Annotated in this window: 18 protein-coding genes; 12 read left to right on the top strand and 6 right to left on the bottom strand. The window is 58.4% G+C overall.

Translation table 11 applies throughout. The features are described 5' to 3' along the window. Position 1: 1 nt before the first annotated feature. From MUN80_RS26120 to rsmA, 4 genes are all read right to left on the bottom strand, one after another. Positions 2-898, bottom strand: coding sequence for a nuclease A inhibitor family protein (locus MUN80_RS26120; RefSeq protein ID WP_311136243.1), 897 nt, complete (start codon positions 896-898; stop codon positions 2-4). A gap of 149 nt (positions 899-1047) precedes the next feature. Continuing rightward, on the bottom strand, positions 1048-1521 hold the full coding sequence (gene greA, locus MUN80_RS16025; RefSeq protein ID WP_100335677.1) for a transcription elongation factor GreA: 474 nt from the start codon (positions 1519-1521) through the stop codon (positions 1048-1050). A 102-nt stretch (positions 1522-1623) separates the two neighbouring features. Further along, complete coding sequence (locus MUN80_RS16020; protein ID WP_244714474.1) at positions 1624-2640, bottom strand: NAD(P)-dependent oxidoreductase; 1017 nt, start codon at positions 2638-2640, stop codon at positions 1624-1626. Between the two features lie 22 nt (positions 2641-2662). Then, positions 2663-3520 (bottom strand): 16S rRNA (adenine(1518)-N(6)/adenine(1519)-N(6))-dimethyltransferase RsmA, encoded by an 858-nt coding sequence (rsmA, locus tag MUN80_RS16015; RefSeq protein WP_244714473.1) that lies wholly within the window; start codon positions 3518-3520, stop codon positions 2663-2665. A gap of 168 nt (positions 3521-3688) precedes the next feature. On the opposite strand from rsmA, the gene MUN80_RS16010 reads away from it, so the two are divergent. The 12 genes from MUN80_RS16010 to MUN80_RS15955 all read left to right on the top strand — a co-directional run bounded on the left by MUN80_RS16010 (position 3689) and on the right by MUN80_RS15955 (position 15285). Then, on the top strand, positions 3689-5143 hold the full coding sequence (locus MUN80_RS16010; protein ID WP_244714472.1) for a leucyl aminopeptidase family protein: 1455 nt from the start codon (positions 3689-3691) through the stop codon (positions 5141-5143). Positions 5144-5302: 159 nt separating this feature from the next. Continuing rightward, the gene (gene pdxA / locus MUN80_RS16005; RefSeq protein WP_244714471.1) at positions 5303-6361 is read left to right on the top strand and encodes a 4-hydroxythreonine-4-phosphate dehydrogenase PdxA; all 1059 of its coding nucleotides are present in this window, start codon (positions 5303-5305) and stop codon (positions 6359-6361) included. Between the two features lie 128 nt (positions 6362-6489). Continuing rightward, positions 6490-6858, top strand: a complete 369-nt coding sequence (locus MUN80_RS16000) for a helix-turn-helix domain-containing protein (protein ID WP_244714469.1) — start codon at positions 6490-6492, stop codon at positions 6856-6858. 77 nt (positions 6859-6935) lie between these two features. Continuing rightward, positions 6936-7469, top strand: coding sequence for a YceD family protein (locus tag MUN80_RS15995; RefSeq protein ID WP_244714467.1), 534 nt, complete (start codon positions 6936-6938; stop codon positions 7467-7469). A 56-nt stretch (positions 7470-7525) separates the two neighbouring features. Further along, positions 7526-7747 carry a 50S ribosomal protein L32 gene (rpmF, locus tag MUN80_RS15990; RefSeq protein WP_100335670.1) on the top strand — a complete coding sequence of 74 codons (222 nt, stop codon included), beginning with the start codon at positions 7526-7528 and terminating at the stop codon, positions 7745-7747. 62 nt (positions 7748-7809) lie between these two features. Beyond that, on the top strand, positions 7810-8751 hold the full coding sequence (gene plsX / locus MUN80_RS15985) for a phosphate acyltransferase PlsX (RefSeq protein ID WP_244714466.1): 942 nt from the start codon (positions 7810-7812) through the stop codon (positions 8749-8751). A gap of 55 nt (positions 8752-8806) precedes the next feature. Beyond that, the gene (locus MUN80_RS15980) at positions 8807-9820 is read left to right on the top strand and encodes a beta-ketoacyl-ACP synthase III (protein WP_244714465.1); all 1014 of its coding nucleotides are present in this window, start codon (positions 8807-8809) and stop codon (positions 9818-9820) included. A gap of 187 nt (positions 9821-10007) precedes the next feature. After that, positions 10008-10571, top strand: coding sequence for an elongation factor P (efp, locus tag MUN80_RS15975; RefSeq protein ID WP_100335667.1), 564 nt, complete (start codon positions 10008-10010; stop codon positions 10569-10571). 28 nt (positions 10572-10599) lie between these two features. After that, positions 10600-11085 (top strand): acetyl-CoA carboxylase biotin carboxyl carrier protein, encoded by a 486-nt coding sequence (accB, locus tag MUN80_RS15970; protein ID WP_244714463.1) that lies wholly within the window; start codon positions 10600-10602, stop codon positions 11083-11085. A 103-nt stretch (positions 11086-11188) separates the two neighbouring features. Continuing rightward, complete coding sequence (accC, locus tag MUN80_RS15965; RefSeq protein WP_244714462.1) at positions 11189-12535, top strand: acetyl-CoA carboxylase biotin carboxylase subunit; 1347 nt, start codon at positions 11189-11191, stop codon at positions 12533-12535. Between the two features lie 66 nt (positions 12536-12601). After that, a complete protein-coding gene (locus tag MUN80_RS15960; protein ID WP_244714460.1) occupies positions 12602-13150 on the top strand; it encodes a hypothetical protein in 549 nt (182 codons plus the stop codon). Between the two features lie 329 nt (positions 13151-13479). Continuing rightward, positions 13480-15285 (top strand): alpha-amylase, encoded by a 1806-nt coding sequence (locus MUN80_RS15955; RefSeq protein ID WP_262922008.1) that lies wholly within the window; start codon positions 13480-13482, stop codon positions 15283-15285. A gap of 709 nt (positions 15286-15994) precedes the next feature. Here the strand turns inward: MUN80_RS15955 and MUN80_RS15945 are convergent. After that, the gene (locus tag MUN80_RS15945) at positions 15995-16483 is read right to left on the bottom strand and encodes a hypothetical protein (RefSeq protein ID WP_244714458.1); all 489 of its coding nucleotides are present in this window, start codon (positions 16481-16483) and stop codon (positions 15995-15997) included. A 41-nt stretch (positions 16484-16524) separates the two neighbouring features. Next, complete coding sequence (locus tag MUN80_RS15940; RefSeq protein WP_244714457.1) at positions 16525-16947, bottom strand: VOC family protein; 423 nt, start codon at positions 16945-16947, stop codon at positions 16525-16527. Positions 16948-17022 lie beyond the last annotated feature (75 nt).

Raw genomic sequence — 17022 nt, 5'->3', positions numbered from 1 at the left:
CTTAGGTTTCGGTCAGTACCGTTTTGAAGCCGGCCAGCTTGCCGTCGGAGGTGCGGCCCAGGGCGTATGCTTGCACCTGCGGGCCGGTGCCCACGCGGTACACCTTGGTTTCGTCCAGCTCCTGCTTCATAAACATCTGCAGGGCTTTATAGCGGTTCGAAAGAGCTGGGTCGCCCAGCACTCCATCGTCGGCCGTGTGGTTGCGCAGAAAGTGCATCAGGTCCACGGTTTCGACCTTGGTACCGGCCGGCTGACCGGTAAGCTCAAGCAATTCAGCATCCGTCACAGCGCCTGCCGGAGCTGCGAGGCTGACGACCTCCAGCGGCGCATCCGACTCACTGACAAACTGCAGTCCCTGCGTTAGATTCCGCAGCTGCTGAGCCGTGGGGTCAGTTGCAGTATTGACCGCACTGGTGCTTGTCGTTTCGTTGGTTTCTGTGGTTTCCCGCTCGGCTTTGCTGGCCAGGGGCTTTACCTCGGTACCAGCCTTGGCACCACCGCCCGCAGGCACCTGAGCACTGATGGCGGCGGCCAGCTCGTTCATGCGCCGCTCCTCCACCTTGATTTTAGGATTGGCAAAGTTCATATCTGCCACCTTGGTCATCGGAATCAAGTGGATGTGGGCGTGGGGGACTTCCAGGCCGATAACGGCTACGCCTATCCGCCGGCAGGGCACGGCTTGCTTCACGCCCTTGGCCACGCGCTGGGCAAACTGGTGCAAAGCGGCCAGCTCCTCGGGCGCCATGTCGAAAATATAGTCCACCTCCCGCTTGGGAATCACCAGCGTGTGGCCTTCCACCAGCGGCGTGATGTCGAGAAAAGCCAGGTGGTGCTCGTCCTCGGCAACTTTATAAGCGGGCAGCTCGCCCGAAACAATGCGGGAGAATATCGAAGGCATGTGGTGAGGTGGTGAAATGGTTAGGTGGAGAGTTTGAGGTTCTGCTTGCGCCAAAGTACGGGGCAAAACGCAAAAAGGGCGAAGCTGACAGCTTCGCCCTTAGCCGAAATGGAAAAACTCACCATTTCACAGTCTCACAAGTTCACCACTTAGCGGCTTACTTCCAGAATCTGGAACTGCAGCTTTCCGGCGGGTACGGTGATTTCAGCCGTGTCGCCGGCGGATTTGCCGAGCAGGCCTTTGCCGATGGGCGACTTCACCGAAATCTTGCCCGCGGCCAGGTTAGCTTCTTCCTCGGCCACGAGCAGGTAATCGAGAATCATGTTATTCTTCAGATTCTTGAGCTTTACTTTACTCAGGATCAACACCTTGGTCACGTCCATGTTGGTGTCGTCGATAACGCGGGCGTTACCAACGATTTCTTCCAGCTTGGAGATTTTCAGTTCTAGCAGGCCCTGTGCTTCTTTGGCGGCATCGTACTCGGCATTTTCGCTCAGGTCGCCTTTGTCGCGGGCTTCGCGTAGGTCCTCAGCTGCTTTGGCCCGGCCGCGGATTTTGAGGTCCTGCAACTCGTCTTTGAGCTTTTGCAGGCCTTCGGGGGTATAGTAATTTACGGTAGCCATGTCGGGGGATGGGTTTGCTAAAAAACAAGGAGAACGGTCAGCGGGGCCGACCGTTCTCCGGAACAGGTTTAGGACAAATATACGAACCCGCAGCAATTTCTGCTAGCGGGTCGCTCGGGCGCCGCGCAGAAATTCTCCGATTTTACGGGCCAGCACCTCATTTATACGCCGGTACGACTGAAAGCTCCAGCCTCCGATGTGGGGCGAAAAAAATACGTTGGGCGACGCTTGCAGAAAGTCCAGGTTGGCCTGCTGCGCTGCGGTCAGGGTCGAAAGCTTCTCGTTTTCGAGCACATCGAGGGCCGCGCCCCGCACCTGCCCGCTGTGCAGGCCCCGGACCAGGGCCGCGTGGTCGAGCACCTCGCCCCGGGCCGTGTTCAGCAGCCAGATCGGGTTGCGGAAACCCGTGAGCAGCTCGTCATTCACGAAGTGCTTGTTACTGGCCTCGTAAGGAATGTGGATACTCAGCACATCGGCCCGCTCCTGCAGCTCCTGTAGGCTCACCAGAATGGCGTTATGGTCGCCCAGGTGGTCGGGGTTCCGGTCGTGGGCCAGCACGGTGCAGCCAAAGTTGCTCAGGCGCCGGGCGAAGGCCGCGCCCATGTGGCCGTAGCCCAGAATCCCAATGACTTTACCGGCAATTTCTTCGCCCCGGTTGGCTTCGCGCTGCCAGATACCCTGACGCACTTCCCGGTCGGCCCGCACGATGTTGCGAAACAGGGCCAGCAAGAGGCCCAGCGTATACTCTCCCACCGCGTCGCGGTTGCCTTCGGGTGCGTTGAGCAAGGTTACGCCCGCCGCAGCCAAAGCAGCTTCGTCGATATTATCGACGCCGGCCCCGGCCCGGGCCACGTAGCGCAGGTGCGGGCCCTGGGCCAGAAGCTCGGCCGTGATGCGCAATTTGCTGCGCACAATCAGCCCGTCGTAGGGCTCAGCGGCCAGGGCTGCCGGAATTTCGGCAGCTTTCAGATCGGGCCGGAAGTGCAGCGTCACGCCCAGGGGCGCAAGCAATTCGGGCAACGACGGGTGCATTTCATCCACGCAGAGGCAAAGCGACTGCGCAGCTACTGCAGGGTGGCGGGGTTGACTGGGTTCGGGAGGCAGGGCAGGTTCACTCATCCGGGGGCGGGGTTAGCGAAGCTTATTCTTCTTCGGTTTCGTCGGCAACGTTCTTTTCGCGCCGGGACTTGGCGTTGTTGACACTCGGCGGAGCAATAACGCGGTGCTGTTCGATGTGTTTGGTCAGCTCCACGAAATCGGCCACGCCCAGCTGTTCGGCCCGCTTTTCAAACACGGGGTTGGTGGTCGCCTCGGGCACCATGCCAAAGGGCTTCAGGGCATTGCGCAGGGTTTTGCGCCGGGTCTGAAAAGCCTGCTTGACCACCTGAAAAAACAACTTTTCGTCGCAGCCCAGGTGCTCAGTGTCGTTGCGCGTGAGCCGCACTACCGCCGACTGTACCTTGGGCGGAGGAATAAAGACGTGGGGCGGCACGGTAAAGAGCATTTCCACGGTGTAGAAGGCTTGCAAAAGCACGCTCAGAATGCCGTAGGTTTTCGAGCCCGGCGGCTCGGCCAGCCGGTCGGCCACTTCCTTCTGAATCATGCCCACCACCTCGCGCACCTGCTGCCGGTGGGCCAGCACCTGGAAGAAGATCTGGCTGCTGATGTTGTAGGGAAAGTTGCCGATAATGCTCAAGGGCTGCCCAGGGAACAGTTTGTTCAAATCCTGCTTCAGAAAGTCGGCAGACAGAATGCGGCCTTCCAGGGCGGGGAAGTTGCGGCCCAGGTAGTCCACCGATTCCCGGTCAATTTCGACCACCGTGGTGCGGTATTCGGAGTGCTTGAGCAAGTCGCCGGTCAGCACGCCCATGCCCGGCCCGATTTCCAGCACTTCGGTCACGCCGTCGGGCAGGCGCAACGAATCCACGATGCGCCGCGCGATGTTGGGGTCGGCCAGAAAGTGCTGGCCTAAATGTTTTTTGGGGCTAACGTGGTCCATGTTGCAGAAATATGCGCCGCTGAAGCGTAAAAGGAAAAAAGCCGGCGCCGCAGCTGCCGTTGGGAAGAGCACAGGCCCGAACCACTCGGTTCTGGGTCCTTATACTATAGTTCTACCAAAGGCTGCCTACCTTGCGCGCCCTAACTCGCCCCAAAGATACGCCCGTCTATGTCGATTCAACTAGCCACCGCCACCGAGCTGCCCCAGCACGCTACGGCCGTCTTCCTGCTGCCCGCCGGCACCAAGGAGCTTCCCCAGTCGCTGCAGGATCTGCACGAAGCTGCCCGTCAGTACGTTGCCGATCAGCTCGCCGCTGACAGCAAGCTCATTACGGTCAACCACTTTTCCCACCAGCATTACTTTGTTGTCGCCGCCGAAAAATCGACGATTCACCTCGTTGCCGAAGCCGTGCGCAAGAGCGGCCATCAGCTCCACGCCCAGCTGAAGGCGGCCAAAGTAGCTGAGCTCTACGTGCAGGACTTGTCGGACCACCCCGATTCGACCCTGGCCCTGGCCCTAGTAGAAGGAATTGCTTTGACGGCCTACCAGTTTGAAGGCTACAAAACCGACGAGAAATCCAAGGAACCCGCCAAGCTGGCCCATATCCACGTCGTAGGCACTGCCACCGACAAGGAGCTGCGGGAGCTGGATGGTGTGCTACAGGGCGTATTCCTGGCCCGGGACCTGATCAACATGCCGCTCAACAAGCTCAATGCCGAGCAGTTTGCCGAGCGGATGGCCGCCGCGGGCGAAGAGGCCGGTTTCCATACCGAAATCCTGGATTTGGTCCGCATCGAGGCCCTGCGCATGGGCGGCCTGTTGGCCGTCAACCAAGGCAGCCCCGAGCCGCCCACGTTTACCATCATGGAGTACAAACCCGAAGGTGCCACCAACGCCAAGCCCTACGTGCTGGTCGGCAAGGGCGTAGTATTCGATACCGGCGGCCTGAGCCTGAAGCCCACCCCGGCCTCCATGGACATGATGAAGTGCGACATGTCGGGTGGGGCGGCCGTAACGGGCGTGCTCTATGCCCTGGCCAAAAACCAGGTTCCGCTCCACGTTATCGGCCTGGTGCCCGCCACCGACAACCGCCCCGGCGGCCTGGCCTTTGCCCCCGGCGACGTGCTGACCATGTACAGCGGCCTGACCGTGGAAGTGCTGAACACCGACGCTGAAGGCCGCCTTATCCTGGCCGACGCCCTGGCGTTTGCCAAGAAATACGAGCCCGAATTTGTGGTTGATATTGCTACGCTCACCGGCTCGGCCGCCCGCGCCATCGGTAAGGAAGGCATTGTGGCTATGGGCACCGCCTCGGAAGACCAGATGGCCGAGCTGAAAAAGTCCGGCAACCGGGTGCACGAGCGGGTGGTAGAATTCCCAATGTGGGAGGAATACGCCGAGCACATCAAGTCCGACATTGCCGACATCAACAACCTGGGTAAGGCTGAAGCTGGCGCCATTTCGGCCGGTAAGTTCCTGGAGCGTTTCACCGGCGGCTACCCCTGGGTCCACCTCGACATTGCCGGCCCGGCCTACCTGATGGCCCCCGACTCTTACCGCGGCAAAGGCGGCACCGGCACTACCGTACGCTTGCTCTACGACTTCCTCAAAAACCGCGCGTAGCCTTCTGCCTCTTCCCTGTCATCCTGAGCTTGCGAAGGACCTTATCCTGTTAGTACGACTTCGTAACAACGACTTGTTCTAGCAGGATAAGGTCCTTCGCAAGCTCAGGAGGATGACAATCGTTTTTTTAATTGCAGCTTCCCCAAGCACACCACGCATATGAACCCTCTTCCCCGCCTCGGTATTTCAGTTGGCGACCTAGCCGGTATCGGGCCGGAAATCATTTATAAAACCCTGCTGGACACCCGCCTGCTCAAGTACTGCACGCCGGTGGTCTACGGCACGGCCACGGCGCTCTTCGACGACTTTCCCACCGAAGAGCACGCCGCACCCCTCACCTTTCGCCAGGTGCGCTCCGCCGCCGACATTGACCCCGGCAAGCCCAATGCCGTGACCTGCTGGGACGAAGACTACACGCTCACGCCCGGTCAGCCTTCGGCCGCCTCCGGCCGCGCCGCCCGGGAGTCGCTGCTAGCGGCCTCGCGTGACCTGAAAGCCGGCTTGCTCGACGGCCTCGTCACGGCACCCATCAGCAAGGAAAACACCCAGTCCGACGAGTTTCGCTACCCCGGCCATACCGAATTTCTGACCAGCTTCTTCGACGCTCCCGAAAGCCTGATGCTGCTGGCCAGTGAAGACCTGCGCGTGGCCACGGCCACCGGCCACATAGCCCTGAAAGACGTGCCTGGCCGCCTGACCAAGGAGCTGCTGACCACCAAGCTGCGGATTTTGCTCAAATCATTGAAAGGAGATTTTGGCATCGATAAGCCCCGGGTAGCGGTGCTCGGCCTCAACCCCCACGCCGGCGAAAAGGGTCTGCTGGGCTCGGAAGAAGCCGACGTAGTAACGCCCGTTATTGAGCAGTTGCTCAGCGAAGGCCACCTCGTCTATGGCCCCTTCCCCGCCGACGGCTACTTCGGCACCAGCCAGTACCGCTCCTTCGACGCGACCCTGGCGTTGTACCACGACCAGGGCCTGATTCCGTTCAAAACTATTGCCTTCGAGCGGGGCGTCAACTTCACGGCCGGCCTGTCGGTCATTCGCACTTCTCCCGACCATGGCACGGCCTACGGCCTGGCCGGGCAGTTCAAGGCCGATGAAACCTCGTTTCGCGAGGCCGTCTATATGGCCTGCGACCTGATCCGGCAGCGCCAGAAGTATGCAGGCCTCAAGCCGTTGGTGCCGGGTCCGGCGCCACGGGGTGGCCGGATGGAGTAGAGTATTTCGCTTTGGGATAGATTCTTTCCAAAAGCGAAATTTTATTTGTCAGATCAAAACTCTGTTGTAGCTTTGCAGCTCCTAAGCGGGTAGTTGTTGCCCGCGCCACTCTGTCTCAACGTCTCCGCATGACTCTTCACACCCCCGCTGACTACCGCACGGCCCTACGCCGACTTGATGCGCTGGCGGCTGCGGGAGTGGAAGGCAACCCGGCGCTGGAAGCCGAGTTTCGGGAGTTGATTGTAGCCCTGGACGCTTATGAAGGCCAATTAGGGCTGCTACCCATCCCGACGCTGCCAACTTCCCTGGCCGAGATGATTGAGCTGAAGCGGCAGCAGATGCGCCTCAAGCAAAAGGAGCTGGCCGAGCTTCTGGAAGTGCCGGCCGGCCGCCTTTCCCAGATTCTGAGCGGCAAGCGCCGCGTCACGCTGGATTTGGCCAAGCGCCTGTATGAGCGGTTGAATATTCCGTCCGACTTCATTCTTAAGAACGCCTGAACCAACCGCCCAAGCGTTGCTCGTCTTCCTAAAACGGGGAAATCTTTCTACTTTTGCCCCCTTCTACAAATAATCCTGTGAAAAAGGACTCTAAATACGACTTGAACATTGCCAAGCTGGCCAGCAAAACGCACCATTTCGCGTTTGAGCTGGACCACGCTTTCTTTGAGCAGTTCGAGCAGAACCTGATCCAGGAAGGCCAGCTCCACGCCGACGTGAATCTGACCAAAACGGATCTGCTTATCACCCTGGACTTTCACATCGTGGGTACCGTGCGCCTGATCTGCGACCGGAGCCTGGATGAGTTCGACCAGCCCATCGACGTGCGCCACTCCCTGCGGGTGCGCTTCGGCGACCAGGCCCTGGAACTCGACGACGACGTGCTGCAAATCACGCCCGAAACCCAGACCTTGCCCATTGCCCAGCACTTATTCGACTACATCGGCTTGGCTATTCCCATGAAGAAGCTGCACCCGCGCTTCCAGAATGAGCCCGATGAAAATCCCGATGCCGAAACTAAGCTCATCTTCACCACCCGCCAGCCCGGCGACATTGAGGATGACGACGAAGGCACCGACCCCCGTTGGGATGCCCTGCGCAACCTCAACTAAGTGCTACCTGGCATTTCTCATTTCAATAATTCAACTTTTAATACTTCCCTGTACCCATGGCACATCCTAAGCGCCGTCAATCCTCGACCCGCCGCGACAAGCGTCGCACCCACGACAAGCTGACTCCCAAAGCAGTTACCATCTGCCAGAACACGGGTGAGCTGCACCTGCGTCACAAGGCGTACGTGGTAGACGGCGACCTGTACCTGCACGGTAAAGTAGCTATCAAAGACTACGCTCCCGTAGCTGCCGCGGCTCCTGCTTCCGACGAAGAATAAGCCCGCTTCGCCGGCTGCGGCCGGCCCGCCTTCCCGACTCCCTACCCCTTGACACCTCGTACATGAAGATAGCCCTGGACGCAATGGGAGGCGATTTCGCCCCCCAGGCTGCCGTGGACGGCGCCGTGCTGGCAGCCCAAAAGCTTGCCGGCGCGGCTCAGATTGTGCTCATTGGCCAGGAAGATGCCGTGCGCCCCTTGCTCCAGCAGCACGGGGCCGCGGCCGACGGCCTGATTCTCGTAGCTGCCTCGCAGATTATCGAGATGGGTGAGCACCCTGCCAAAGCCTACCAGCAAAAGCAGGATTCCAGTATAGCCGTGGGCTACCGGATGTTGCACAACGGTGAAGTGGAAGCTTTCTGCTCCGCCGGCAACACGGGTGCCATGCTCGTTGGCGCGATGTTCAGCGTGAAGCCCGTTTCGGGCGTGATGCGCCCGGCCATTGCCAACTTTGTTCCCAAGCTCAAAGGTGGCTTCGGCATCCTGCTCGACGTGGGCGCCAATGCCGAGTGTAAGCCCGAGATGCTGGAGCAGTTCGGCGAGCTAGGCTCTCTCTACGCCCAGTACGTGCTCGGCATCGACAAGCCCAAAGTGGGCTTGATGAACCTGGGTGAGGAAGAAGGCAAAGGCACCGTGATTACCCAGGCCGCGCACCAGTTGTTGAAAGTGAACCCCCATATTCATTTTATCGGCAACATCGAAGGCCGCGACCTGTTCAATGACAAAGCCGACGTGATTGTCTGCGACGGCTACACGGGCAACGTGGTGCTGAAAATGGCCGAATCGGTGTACGACATCTTGGCTGAAAAGCAGATGCACGACCCCTTCTTCGACAAGTTCAATTACGAAGCCATTGGCGGCAGCCCGATCTTGGGCATCAATGACAACGCCATTATCGGGCACGGCGTGAGCACGCCGGAAGCTATTTGCAACATGCTCCTACAGGGCTATCAAATGGCTAAATCCGGCATTGCCGACCAGATAAAAGACACTTTCAAGTCCTAGCGACTAAGTCCGGCTGAGGCCGGACTTTTTTTGCCTATTTTTTCCCGTTTCCCGAATGAAAATCACTGCTGCCATAACCGGAGTTGGCTCTTACGTGCCCGACTACGTGTTGACCAATCAAGAACTCGAGAAGATGGTAGACACCACCGACGAGTGGATTACGACGCGCACTGGCATCAAGGAACGACGAATTCTGAAGGGCGAGAACCAGGGCACTTCGGTGATGGGCATCAAGGCAGTGCAGCAGTTGCTGGACAAGACGGGTACCCGCGCCGAGGACATCGACCTCCTCATTTGCGCCACCACCACCGGCGACATGGTGTTTCCAGCCACGGGCAACATTATTTCGCACGGCGTGGGGGCCATCAATGCCTTCAGCTACGACGTGCAGGCCGCCTGCTCGGGCTTTCTGTTTTCACTGGCTACCGGCGCGCAGTTCATCCAAAGCGGCATGTACAAAAAGGTCATCGTGGTAGGGGCCGACAAGATGTCGAGCATCGTGGACTACACTGACCGGTCGAACTGCATCATCTTCGGCGACGGGGCCGGGGCCGTGCTGCTCGAACCCAGCACTGACGGCTACGGTATTCTGGATCAGGTGCTGCGCACCGACGGGAAGGGAGAGCACTACCTCTACCAGAAAGCCGGAGGCTCGCGCCGCCCACCGTCGGCCGAAACCGTGGCCAATCGGGAGCATTTCATTTACCAGGAAGGCGCTACGGTGTTCAAGTTTGCCGTAACCAATATGGCCGACGTAGCCGCCCAGGTGATGGAGCGCAACAACCTCAGCAAAGAGGATGTCGCCTGGCTGGTGCCTCACCAGGCCAATAAGCGCATCATCGACGCGACGGCCAACCGCATGGGCGTGGGGCCCGAAAAGGTGATGCTCAACATTCACCGCTACGGCAACACAACCAACGCCACGATTCCGCTGTGTTTGGCCGACTACGAGCAGCAGCTCCACAAGGGCGACAACCTGGTGCTGGCCGCCTTTGGAGGCGGGTTTACCTGGGGCTCTATCTACCTGAAATGGGCCTACGACCCCAAACCTGACCCGCAACAAGCGTAAATAAGCGGGCTGGACGCGGAAAACTCCTATACTTGCACTCCCAACGTGCCGCCCCGCCACTCTCCGGGACGGCACGTTGCGTTTCCGCCCAGCATCTGAAACCCTGAAACTTAAGCAGGTAGAGCAGTTGGACCGTTTCCGTAGCCAACTTCTTCCTGTCAGCATATTCCTTTCAAAATTCCCAAGCATGGCCACTACCGCAGATTTTCGCAACGGTCTGGTACTCGAGTACAACAATGACCTCTACGTCATTACCGAATTCCAGCACGTGAAACCGGGCAAAGGTCCCGCCTTTGTGCGCACCAAGCTCCGTAACATCAAAACCGGCAAAGTGCTGGACAACACCTTCAACGCCGGCGTGAAAGTAACCACCGCCCGCGTCGAGCAGCGTCCGCACCAGTTCTTGTATAAGGACGACTACGGCTATACGTTCATGGACAACTCGACCTTCGAGCAGGTATCCCTGCCCGAAGCCATGGTGCCCTTCGCCGACCTGATGAAGGAAGGTCAGGAAGCAACCATCCTGTTTCATGCCGAAACCGAGCAGCCCCTGACGGCCGAACTGCCCACCACCGTGGAGCTGATGGTGACCTACACCGAGCCCGGCCTGCGCGGCGACACCGCTACCAACACGCTGAAGCCCGCCACCGTGGAAACCGGGGCCCGCATTCAGGTGCCGCTGTTCATTGAGCAAGACACCAAAATCCGCGTCGACACCCGCGACTACTCCTATGTCGAAAGAGTCAAATAAGCAGCCGAAACACCCCACCGAAGCCGCCATGAAAGCCAAAGAACTCCAGGACCTGATTGATTTTATCGCCAAATCAGGGTTGAACAAAGTCAACATCGAAACCGAGGAATTTAAAATCTCGGTGCAGCGCGAGCCCAACACGAAAGTAGTGAGCAGCCACGTAGCCGCCGCTCCGGCTGCCGCTCCACAGGCAACCCCCGCCCCCGTAGCTGCTCCTGCCGCAGCTGCGCCAGCCGCTGCTCCCGCAGCTGCCCCGGCCGCGGCCAGCAGCAACCATCAGCCGCTGAAAGCCCCGATGATTGGCACGTTCTACCGCAGCAGCAGCCCCGAGTCGCCGGCTTTCGTGAACGTAGGCGACGTGGTGGAGAAAGGCCAGGTTATTTGCATCATCGAAGCCATGAAGCTCTTCAACGAGATTGAAGCCGAAGCTTCGGGCCGCATCGTGAAGGCGCTGGTGGAAAACGCCACGCCGGTCGAGTACGACCAGCCCCTGTTCCTGATCGAGCCGATGTAATTTGAGAACTAAGAACCAAGAGCTTAGAGCTGAGACCAAACCACGGAAACACCGTCTAAAGTCTAAGTTCTAAGCTCTTGGTTCTTCCATCCACCCTAGAGCTGTGTTTAAGAAAATACTGATTGCCAACCGGGGCGAAATTGCGTTGCGCATTATTCGCACCTGCAAGGAAATGGGCATCAAGACGGTGGCCGTTTACTCTACTGCCGACAAGGAAAGCCTGCACGTACGTTTCGCCGACGAGGCCGTGTGCATCGGCCCGCCCAGCAGCGCCCAGTCGTACCTGAACATCCCGACGCTGATTGCCGCCGCCGAAATCACCAACGCCGACGCCATTCATCCCGGCTACGGCTTCTTGTCGGAAAACGCGGAATTCTCGCGCATCTGCCAGGAAAACAACATCAAATTCATCGGGGCCTCGCCCGAGATGATCAATCAGATGGGCGACAAGGCCTCGGCCAAAGCCACTATGATTAAAGCCGGCGTGCCCTGCATTCCCGGCTCGGTGGGCCTGCTTGACTCTCTGCAGGACGCGCTAAAGATTGCCCACAAGATCAAGTACCCGGTTATCCTCAAGGCGACGGCCGGCGGCGGGGGCCGCGGGATGCGCGTGGCCCACAACGACGAGGAGCTGGAAAAAGGCTGGAATGACGCCCGTACTGAGGCCAAAGCCGCCTTCGGTAACGACGGTATCTACCTGGAGAAATTCGTGGTGGAGCCCCGCCACATCGAAATTCAGATCTGCGGCGACCAGTACGGCCACGTGTGCCACTTGTCGGAGCGTGACTGCTCGATTCAGCGCCGCCACCAGAAGCTAGTTGAGGAAGCTCCTTCGCCCTTCATGACCGACGAGCTGCGCGAGAAGATGGGCAAAGCCGCCATTGCTGGCGCGGCGGCCATCAACTACGAAGGCGTGGGCACCATCGAATTCTTGGTCGATGCCAACCGTGACTTCTACTTCATGGAGATGAACACCCGGATTCAGGTGGAGCACCCTGTGACCGAGGAAATCATCAACTACGACCTGATCAAAGAGCAGATCAAGGTGGCGGCCGGCGTCCCGATTTCGGGCAACAGCTACTACCCCAAGATGCACGCTATGGAGTGCCGCATCAACGCCGAGGACCCCAAAAACGGCTTCCGCCCCTCCCCCGGCAAAATCACCGTGCTGCACATTCCCGGCGGCCACGGTGTGCGCGTCGATACCCACGTGTACGCGGGCTACACCATCCCGTCGAACTACGACTCGATGATTGCCAAGCTCATTACCGTAGCCCAGACCCGCGAGGAGTGCATCGTGAAAATGAAGCGGGCGTTGTCGGAGTTCGTGGTAGAAGGCGTGAAAACGACGATTCCCTTCCACCTCGCGCTGATGGACAACGCCGATTTCAAAGCCGGCAACTTTAACACCGGCTTCCTGGAATCGTCCTTTGACTTCTCGACGCTGTAAGACGCCGACCCTTTGCCCTCTTATCCTTTATGCCCGTTTGACTTTGCTCAAACGGGCATTTTGCTTATGGACTTCATTGATTATTACGGCTTTGTTCACAACACATTAGGCTTAACTGTTGGCGCAGCAGTTATTGTGTCTTTCGTCATATTTCAGGCCGGCATGGCCAAACCGGAGAACCGGTATGTCCTCAAGAATCCGATATTCAAGTTTTTGTGGGTTAGCGGTACTACCGGGTTTATTATACTATTCGTGGTCGGAGGATCTATCGATTGGTATTTGCAGTCCCGTTTCAGAAAGCATGCGAAAGCTACTGCAGCCACTACCCGCCAGGTAGTGATAAATGATAAGTTAACTACAATGCCCGGCGCCTTTTTCGCCGATTTACAGCGTACGGTGGACAGGGTTGACGGCCGCAGCACCTTTCTCCCTGAATGTTTGACTACCGTTATTTTTCAGGATGGCGGCAGGCCTGATACCTTTCTATTTGGTCAGGATAGCCGCGACAGTTCCCGCTACTGGATTCTGTATCCTCGCTATAAGGTGTCACAGCGAGAAGCAATTGACCGGATTCAGACCTCTCATTTAGGGCCCGTCCTGACTTCATTCCGGTAAGTGGCAGCAACAGCGTCCCTTTTTTTCCTGCCTACTTCATCCAGAGTAAGCGGGGTTTCTTGGGCGCCCGGAATCTAATCCAAACTTTTTAAGTCCTTTTTGGCTATTCTCAGAGTTATACTAAACCCATTTAGCAACTGTCATTTCTTGCGTAATTTATTACGATTAATATCTCGCAAACAGACACTTAACTACCTATTCAGCTATAGATTACAAAAATACCAACGAAAATGACTTTTCATTAACAATACCGAAATTATGTAGCATCATTTATAGAATATTACTTTATACTTGCCCTATACTTCTGCCCTAACCAAAACTCCCACAGTATGAACAAACTTTCCGCAGCGGCCCTTTCGGGTCTGCTTGCCGCAGGCTTGCTCTTGCCGTCCTGTTCCAAGGATGGCGTGCAGCCCGGCACCACTTCGTCGCCCGTCGCGGCGGCTACTACCAACGACGCCGTAGCCGTCAACGGCGTGATGATGCAGGCGTTTTACTGGGACGTACCCCAGAGCAACCCGGCCGGCACGTGGTGGCAAAACCTGGGCAGCAAGGCCGCGGAGCTAAAGGCGGCCGGCATCACGGCCCTTTGGCTGCCCCCAGCCTACAAGGGCGGCAGCGCCACCGACGTAGGCTACGGCGTATATGACCGTTACGACCTGGGCGAGTTCAACCAGAAAGGCACCGTAGCTACCCGCTACGGCACGATTAGCCAGCTGCAGGGCGCTATTACGTCGCTGCACAACCAGGGCATTCAGGTATACGAGGACATGGTGATGAACCACCTTACCTTCGCCGACAACCAGGAGCTGGCCAACAACCAGTACAACGTCTACACCAGCTTTACTTACCCCGGCCGCAACAACACCTACAGCTCCTACAAGTGGCACTGGTACAACTTCTCGGCCACCCAGCAAGCTCCCAACAACGGCTGGTACCAGTGGGCCTCGTATGACTTCCAGCCCTACGCCAACGGTGACGCCTACGACAACCTGCTGGGCTCAGAAATCCGTTATGCCGATACCAATAACGCCAACGAAACCATTACCTGGGGCAACTGGATTACCACCAAGCTCAGCCTCGACGGGTACCGCCTCGACGCCACCAAGCACATCCAGACGGCCTACGTGAACCGCTGGCTCGACGCAGTGAAGGGCAGCCGCTTTGCCGTTAGTGAGGCCTGGTTCCGTAACCTCACGGACCTGAACAACTACGCCGCCGCCACCGGGGGCCGTACCAGCCTCTTCGACGTGCCCCTGCACTACACCTTCCAGGACATGAGCAACGGCAACGGCAGCTGGGATATGCGCGGGCTGCAATTCGCGGGCTTCACCGAAGCCAACGGGGCCCTGTCCGTGTCCTTCGTCGACAACCACGACACCGACCACCCCGGCGCACTGTATTCGCCCGTCACCAACCTCAAGATGCTGGCCTACGCCTACATCCTGACCCGGGAGAAGGGCTACCCTTGCGTGTTCTACAAAGACTACTACAACTACGGCCTGGGTGGCCAGATCAAGAAGCTCATCGAAATCCGCCGGGCCAACGCCTACGGGGCGGCCAATGAGTACACCTCCATCAACGACGCCGACGTGTACGCCTACTCCCGGGCCGGTGACGCCTCCCACCCCGGCCTGCTGGTCATGCTCAACGACGGCAGCTCGGGCCGCTCCAAAACCATTACCACGCCCTTCAAGAGCGTAACCCTTACCGACAAGACCGGCAACAGCACGGCCACCGTCACCACCAACTCGGCCGGCACCGGTACCTTCCCCGTCAATGCCCGCAGCTACTCAGTGTGGGTGCCCAGCACCGGCACCACCACGCCCCCGCCCACCACGGGCACCACGGCTGTGTCGTTCAACGTGACCTACAGCGGCACCACCACCGGCCAGGATGTGTACGTGCTGGGCAGCACCGCCCAGCTTGGCGCCTGGAACACGGCCAACGCCATCAAGCTCAGCGGCGCTACCTACCCCGTCTGGAAAGGCACCATCAACCTGACTAGCGGCACGAGCGTGCAGTACAAGTACATCCGCAAGGACGCGGCCGGCAACGTGCTCTATGAAGGCGGCACCAACCGCAGCTTCACCCCCAGCGGCACCACCCAGACCCGCACCGAAACCTGGCAGTAACCAGTTGAACAAGTGAGGTGAATGCCAAAGGGCCGACTACTGCTAGTCGGCCCTTTTGGGTAGTTGCCCCTCTTGCCAAACGGCTGGCTACATTTGAATTCACCTCACCGCTTGCCATGTTCCTGTTCCTGGTCCCCCTCACTGTGCTTTGTTCATTTGCCTGGCACTACCGCCGGAGCCCGGCCGTCAAGTGGATTTTCTACTGGCCGCTAGTCTTCCTTCTGGTATATCTGACCGCTACCGACAGAGTCCCAACCCGGAAAGGGACATTAACTATTGCAGACTTTGAGCACCATGATGGGAGGAGTATGATGGCCGGCATAAATGACGTTCTACCGTATTGCACTCCCATTTACCAAGAAGAATACCAGGTGGATAGGCTAGCCTTTTGGGGTCCTTTAGCAGGGCTCTTAATCCTGTTTATTCTGCCGAAAGGAGAATTTCGCACTATGCAGAGAAACCTGTTCCTGGCATTCATCCCCACCTTATATATTCCCTTTATTTTCTATTTCGCTTATATGGCAGCACCTGACTTAAGACGCCCTAGATATGATCCTGACAACTTGCCTCCCATTGGTACGGAGGTAGAGCAGGAATAACGTCAGTAGCTCACCTAAAAGGCCCGACTGGTAGTCGGGCCTTTTCCTTTCTAGTTTTCCCTGTTTCTGCACAGTAGCAGCCCAGGCCCTCGCGCCGCGTTCTTCCCGCCTTATAAGTTCTCCACGCGCTGGCCGAGTGCATCAAACGCAACGACGGGCAACACATACGGTCCCAAAATGCGCACGGGCTTCGCGTCGGGCTCCCCAAACTCGGTTTCGCTGTCGTCGGCCAGGTAGCTTCCGCCCTGCCGGAATACGATGTTATAAAATGGGTTGTGGGGCTGCTGCGGGTGGGTAAAGGGCACCAGCACATCTACCCCGAAGCCGGCCGAAAGCTGCCGGCCCAGCCACAGTGCCCGGGCTTCCTCGTCCTCGCCCGCGGGCGTACGGTAAATGGCCAGGTGCCAGGCAAACTCCGGCACCTCCGACGGCAGCGTTTCGAAGAAAATATGAGCCGGATTGCTCGAATCAAACTCCATTGGCTCCTCCTCCCCCAGCAGCAACGCCCAGGGAAACACCGTCAGCCCCGGCAGCACCGATTGCAAAAACGCCTGAATCTGGGTCGCCGGCAGCTCCCGGCTCACATACATTTCTTCCATTATCGGGTGGGGTCAGGCCCCCAAGTTACCACCAGTCCCGCCTAGCGGGGCTCCCAGAGCTCAATCTTGTTGCCATCCGCGTCTAGGACGTGCACGAATTTGCCGTAGTCGGAGCTGGCAACGTCGTCGAGGATGGTCACCCCATTCTCTCGCAGCCTGTTCACTAGCCCCTCGATGTTCTGTACCCGGTAGTTAATCATGAACTCCTTGTGGGAAGGCGCGAAATAGTTGGTGCCGGTCTGAAAAGGGCTCCATTGCAGCGCGTGCACTTCCTCGGGCCGGTCCACGTTGCGGAACTCGAAGGTCGAGCCCCACTCGTTGACTTCCAGGCCTAGGTTGAGGGCATACCAGTCCCGGGTTTGCTGGGGGTTGTCGGAGAAAAAGAAGATCCCGCCGATACCGGTCACTTTCGGGGTAGAGTCGGCAGTAGAGGTTGGGGCGGCTTTGCGTTGCTGGTCTTCCATGGGGTCTGTTTTTAAGGCGAGGAAGCCGCAACTTATCATTCCAGATCCGGCCCCGCAACTCCGCCGAGTCCTTGA

Source organism: Hymenobacter cellulosivorans (assembly GCF_022919135.1).
GTDB lineage: Bacteria > Bacteroidota > Bacteroidia > Cytophagales > Hymenobacteraceae > Hymenobacter > Hymenobacter cellulosivorans.
The sequence above is the reverse complement of the archived record's forward strand: the minus strand, read 5'-3'. Positions and strand labels throughout refer to the sequence as shown.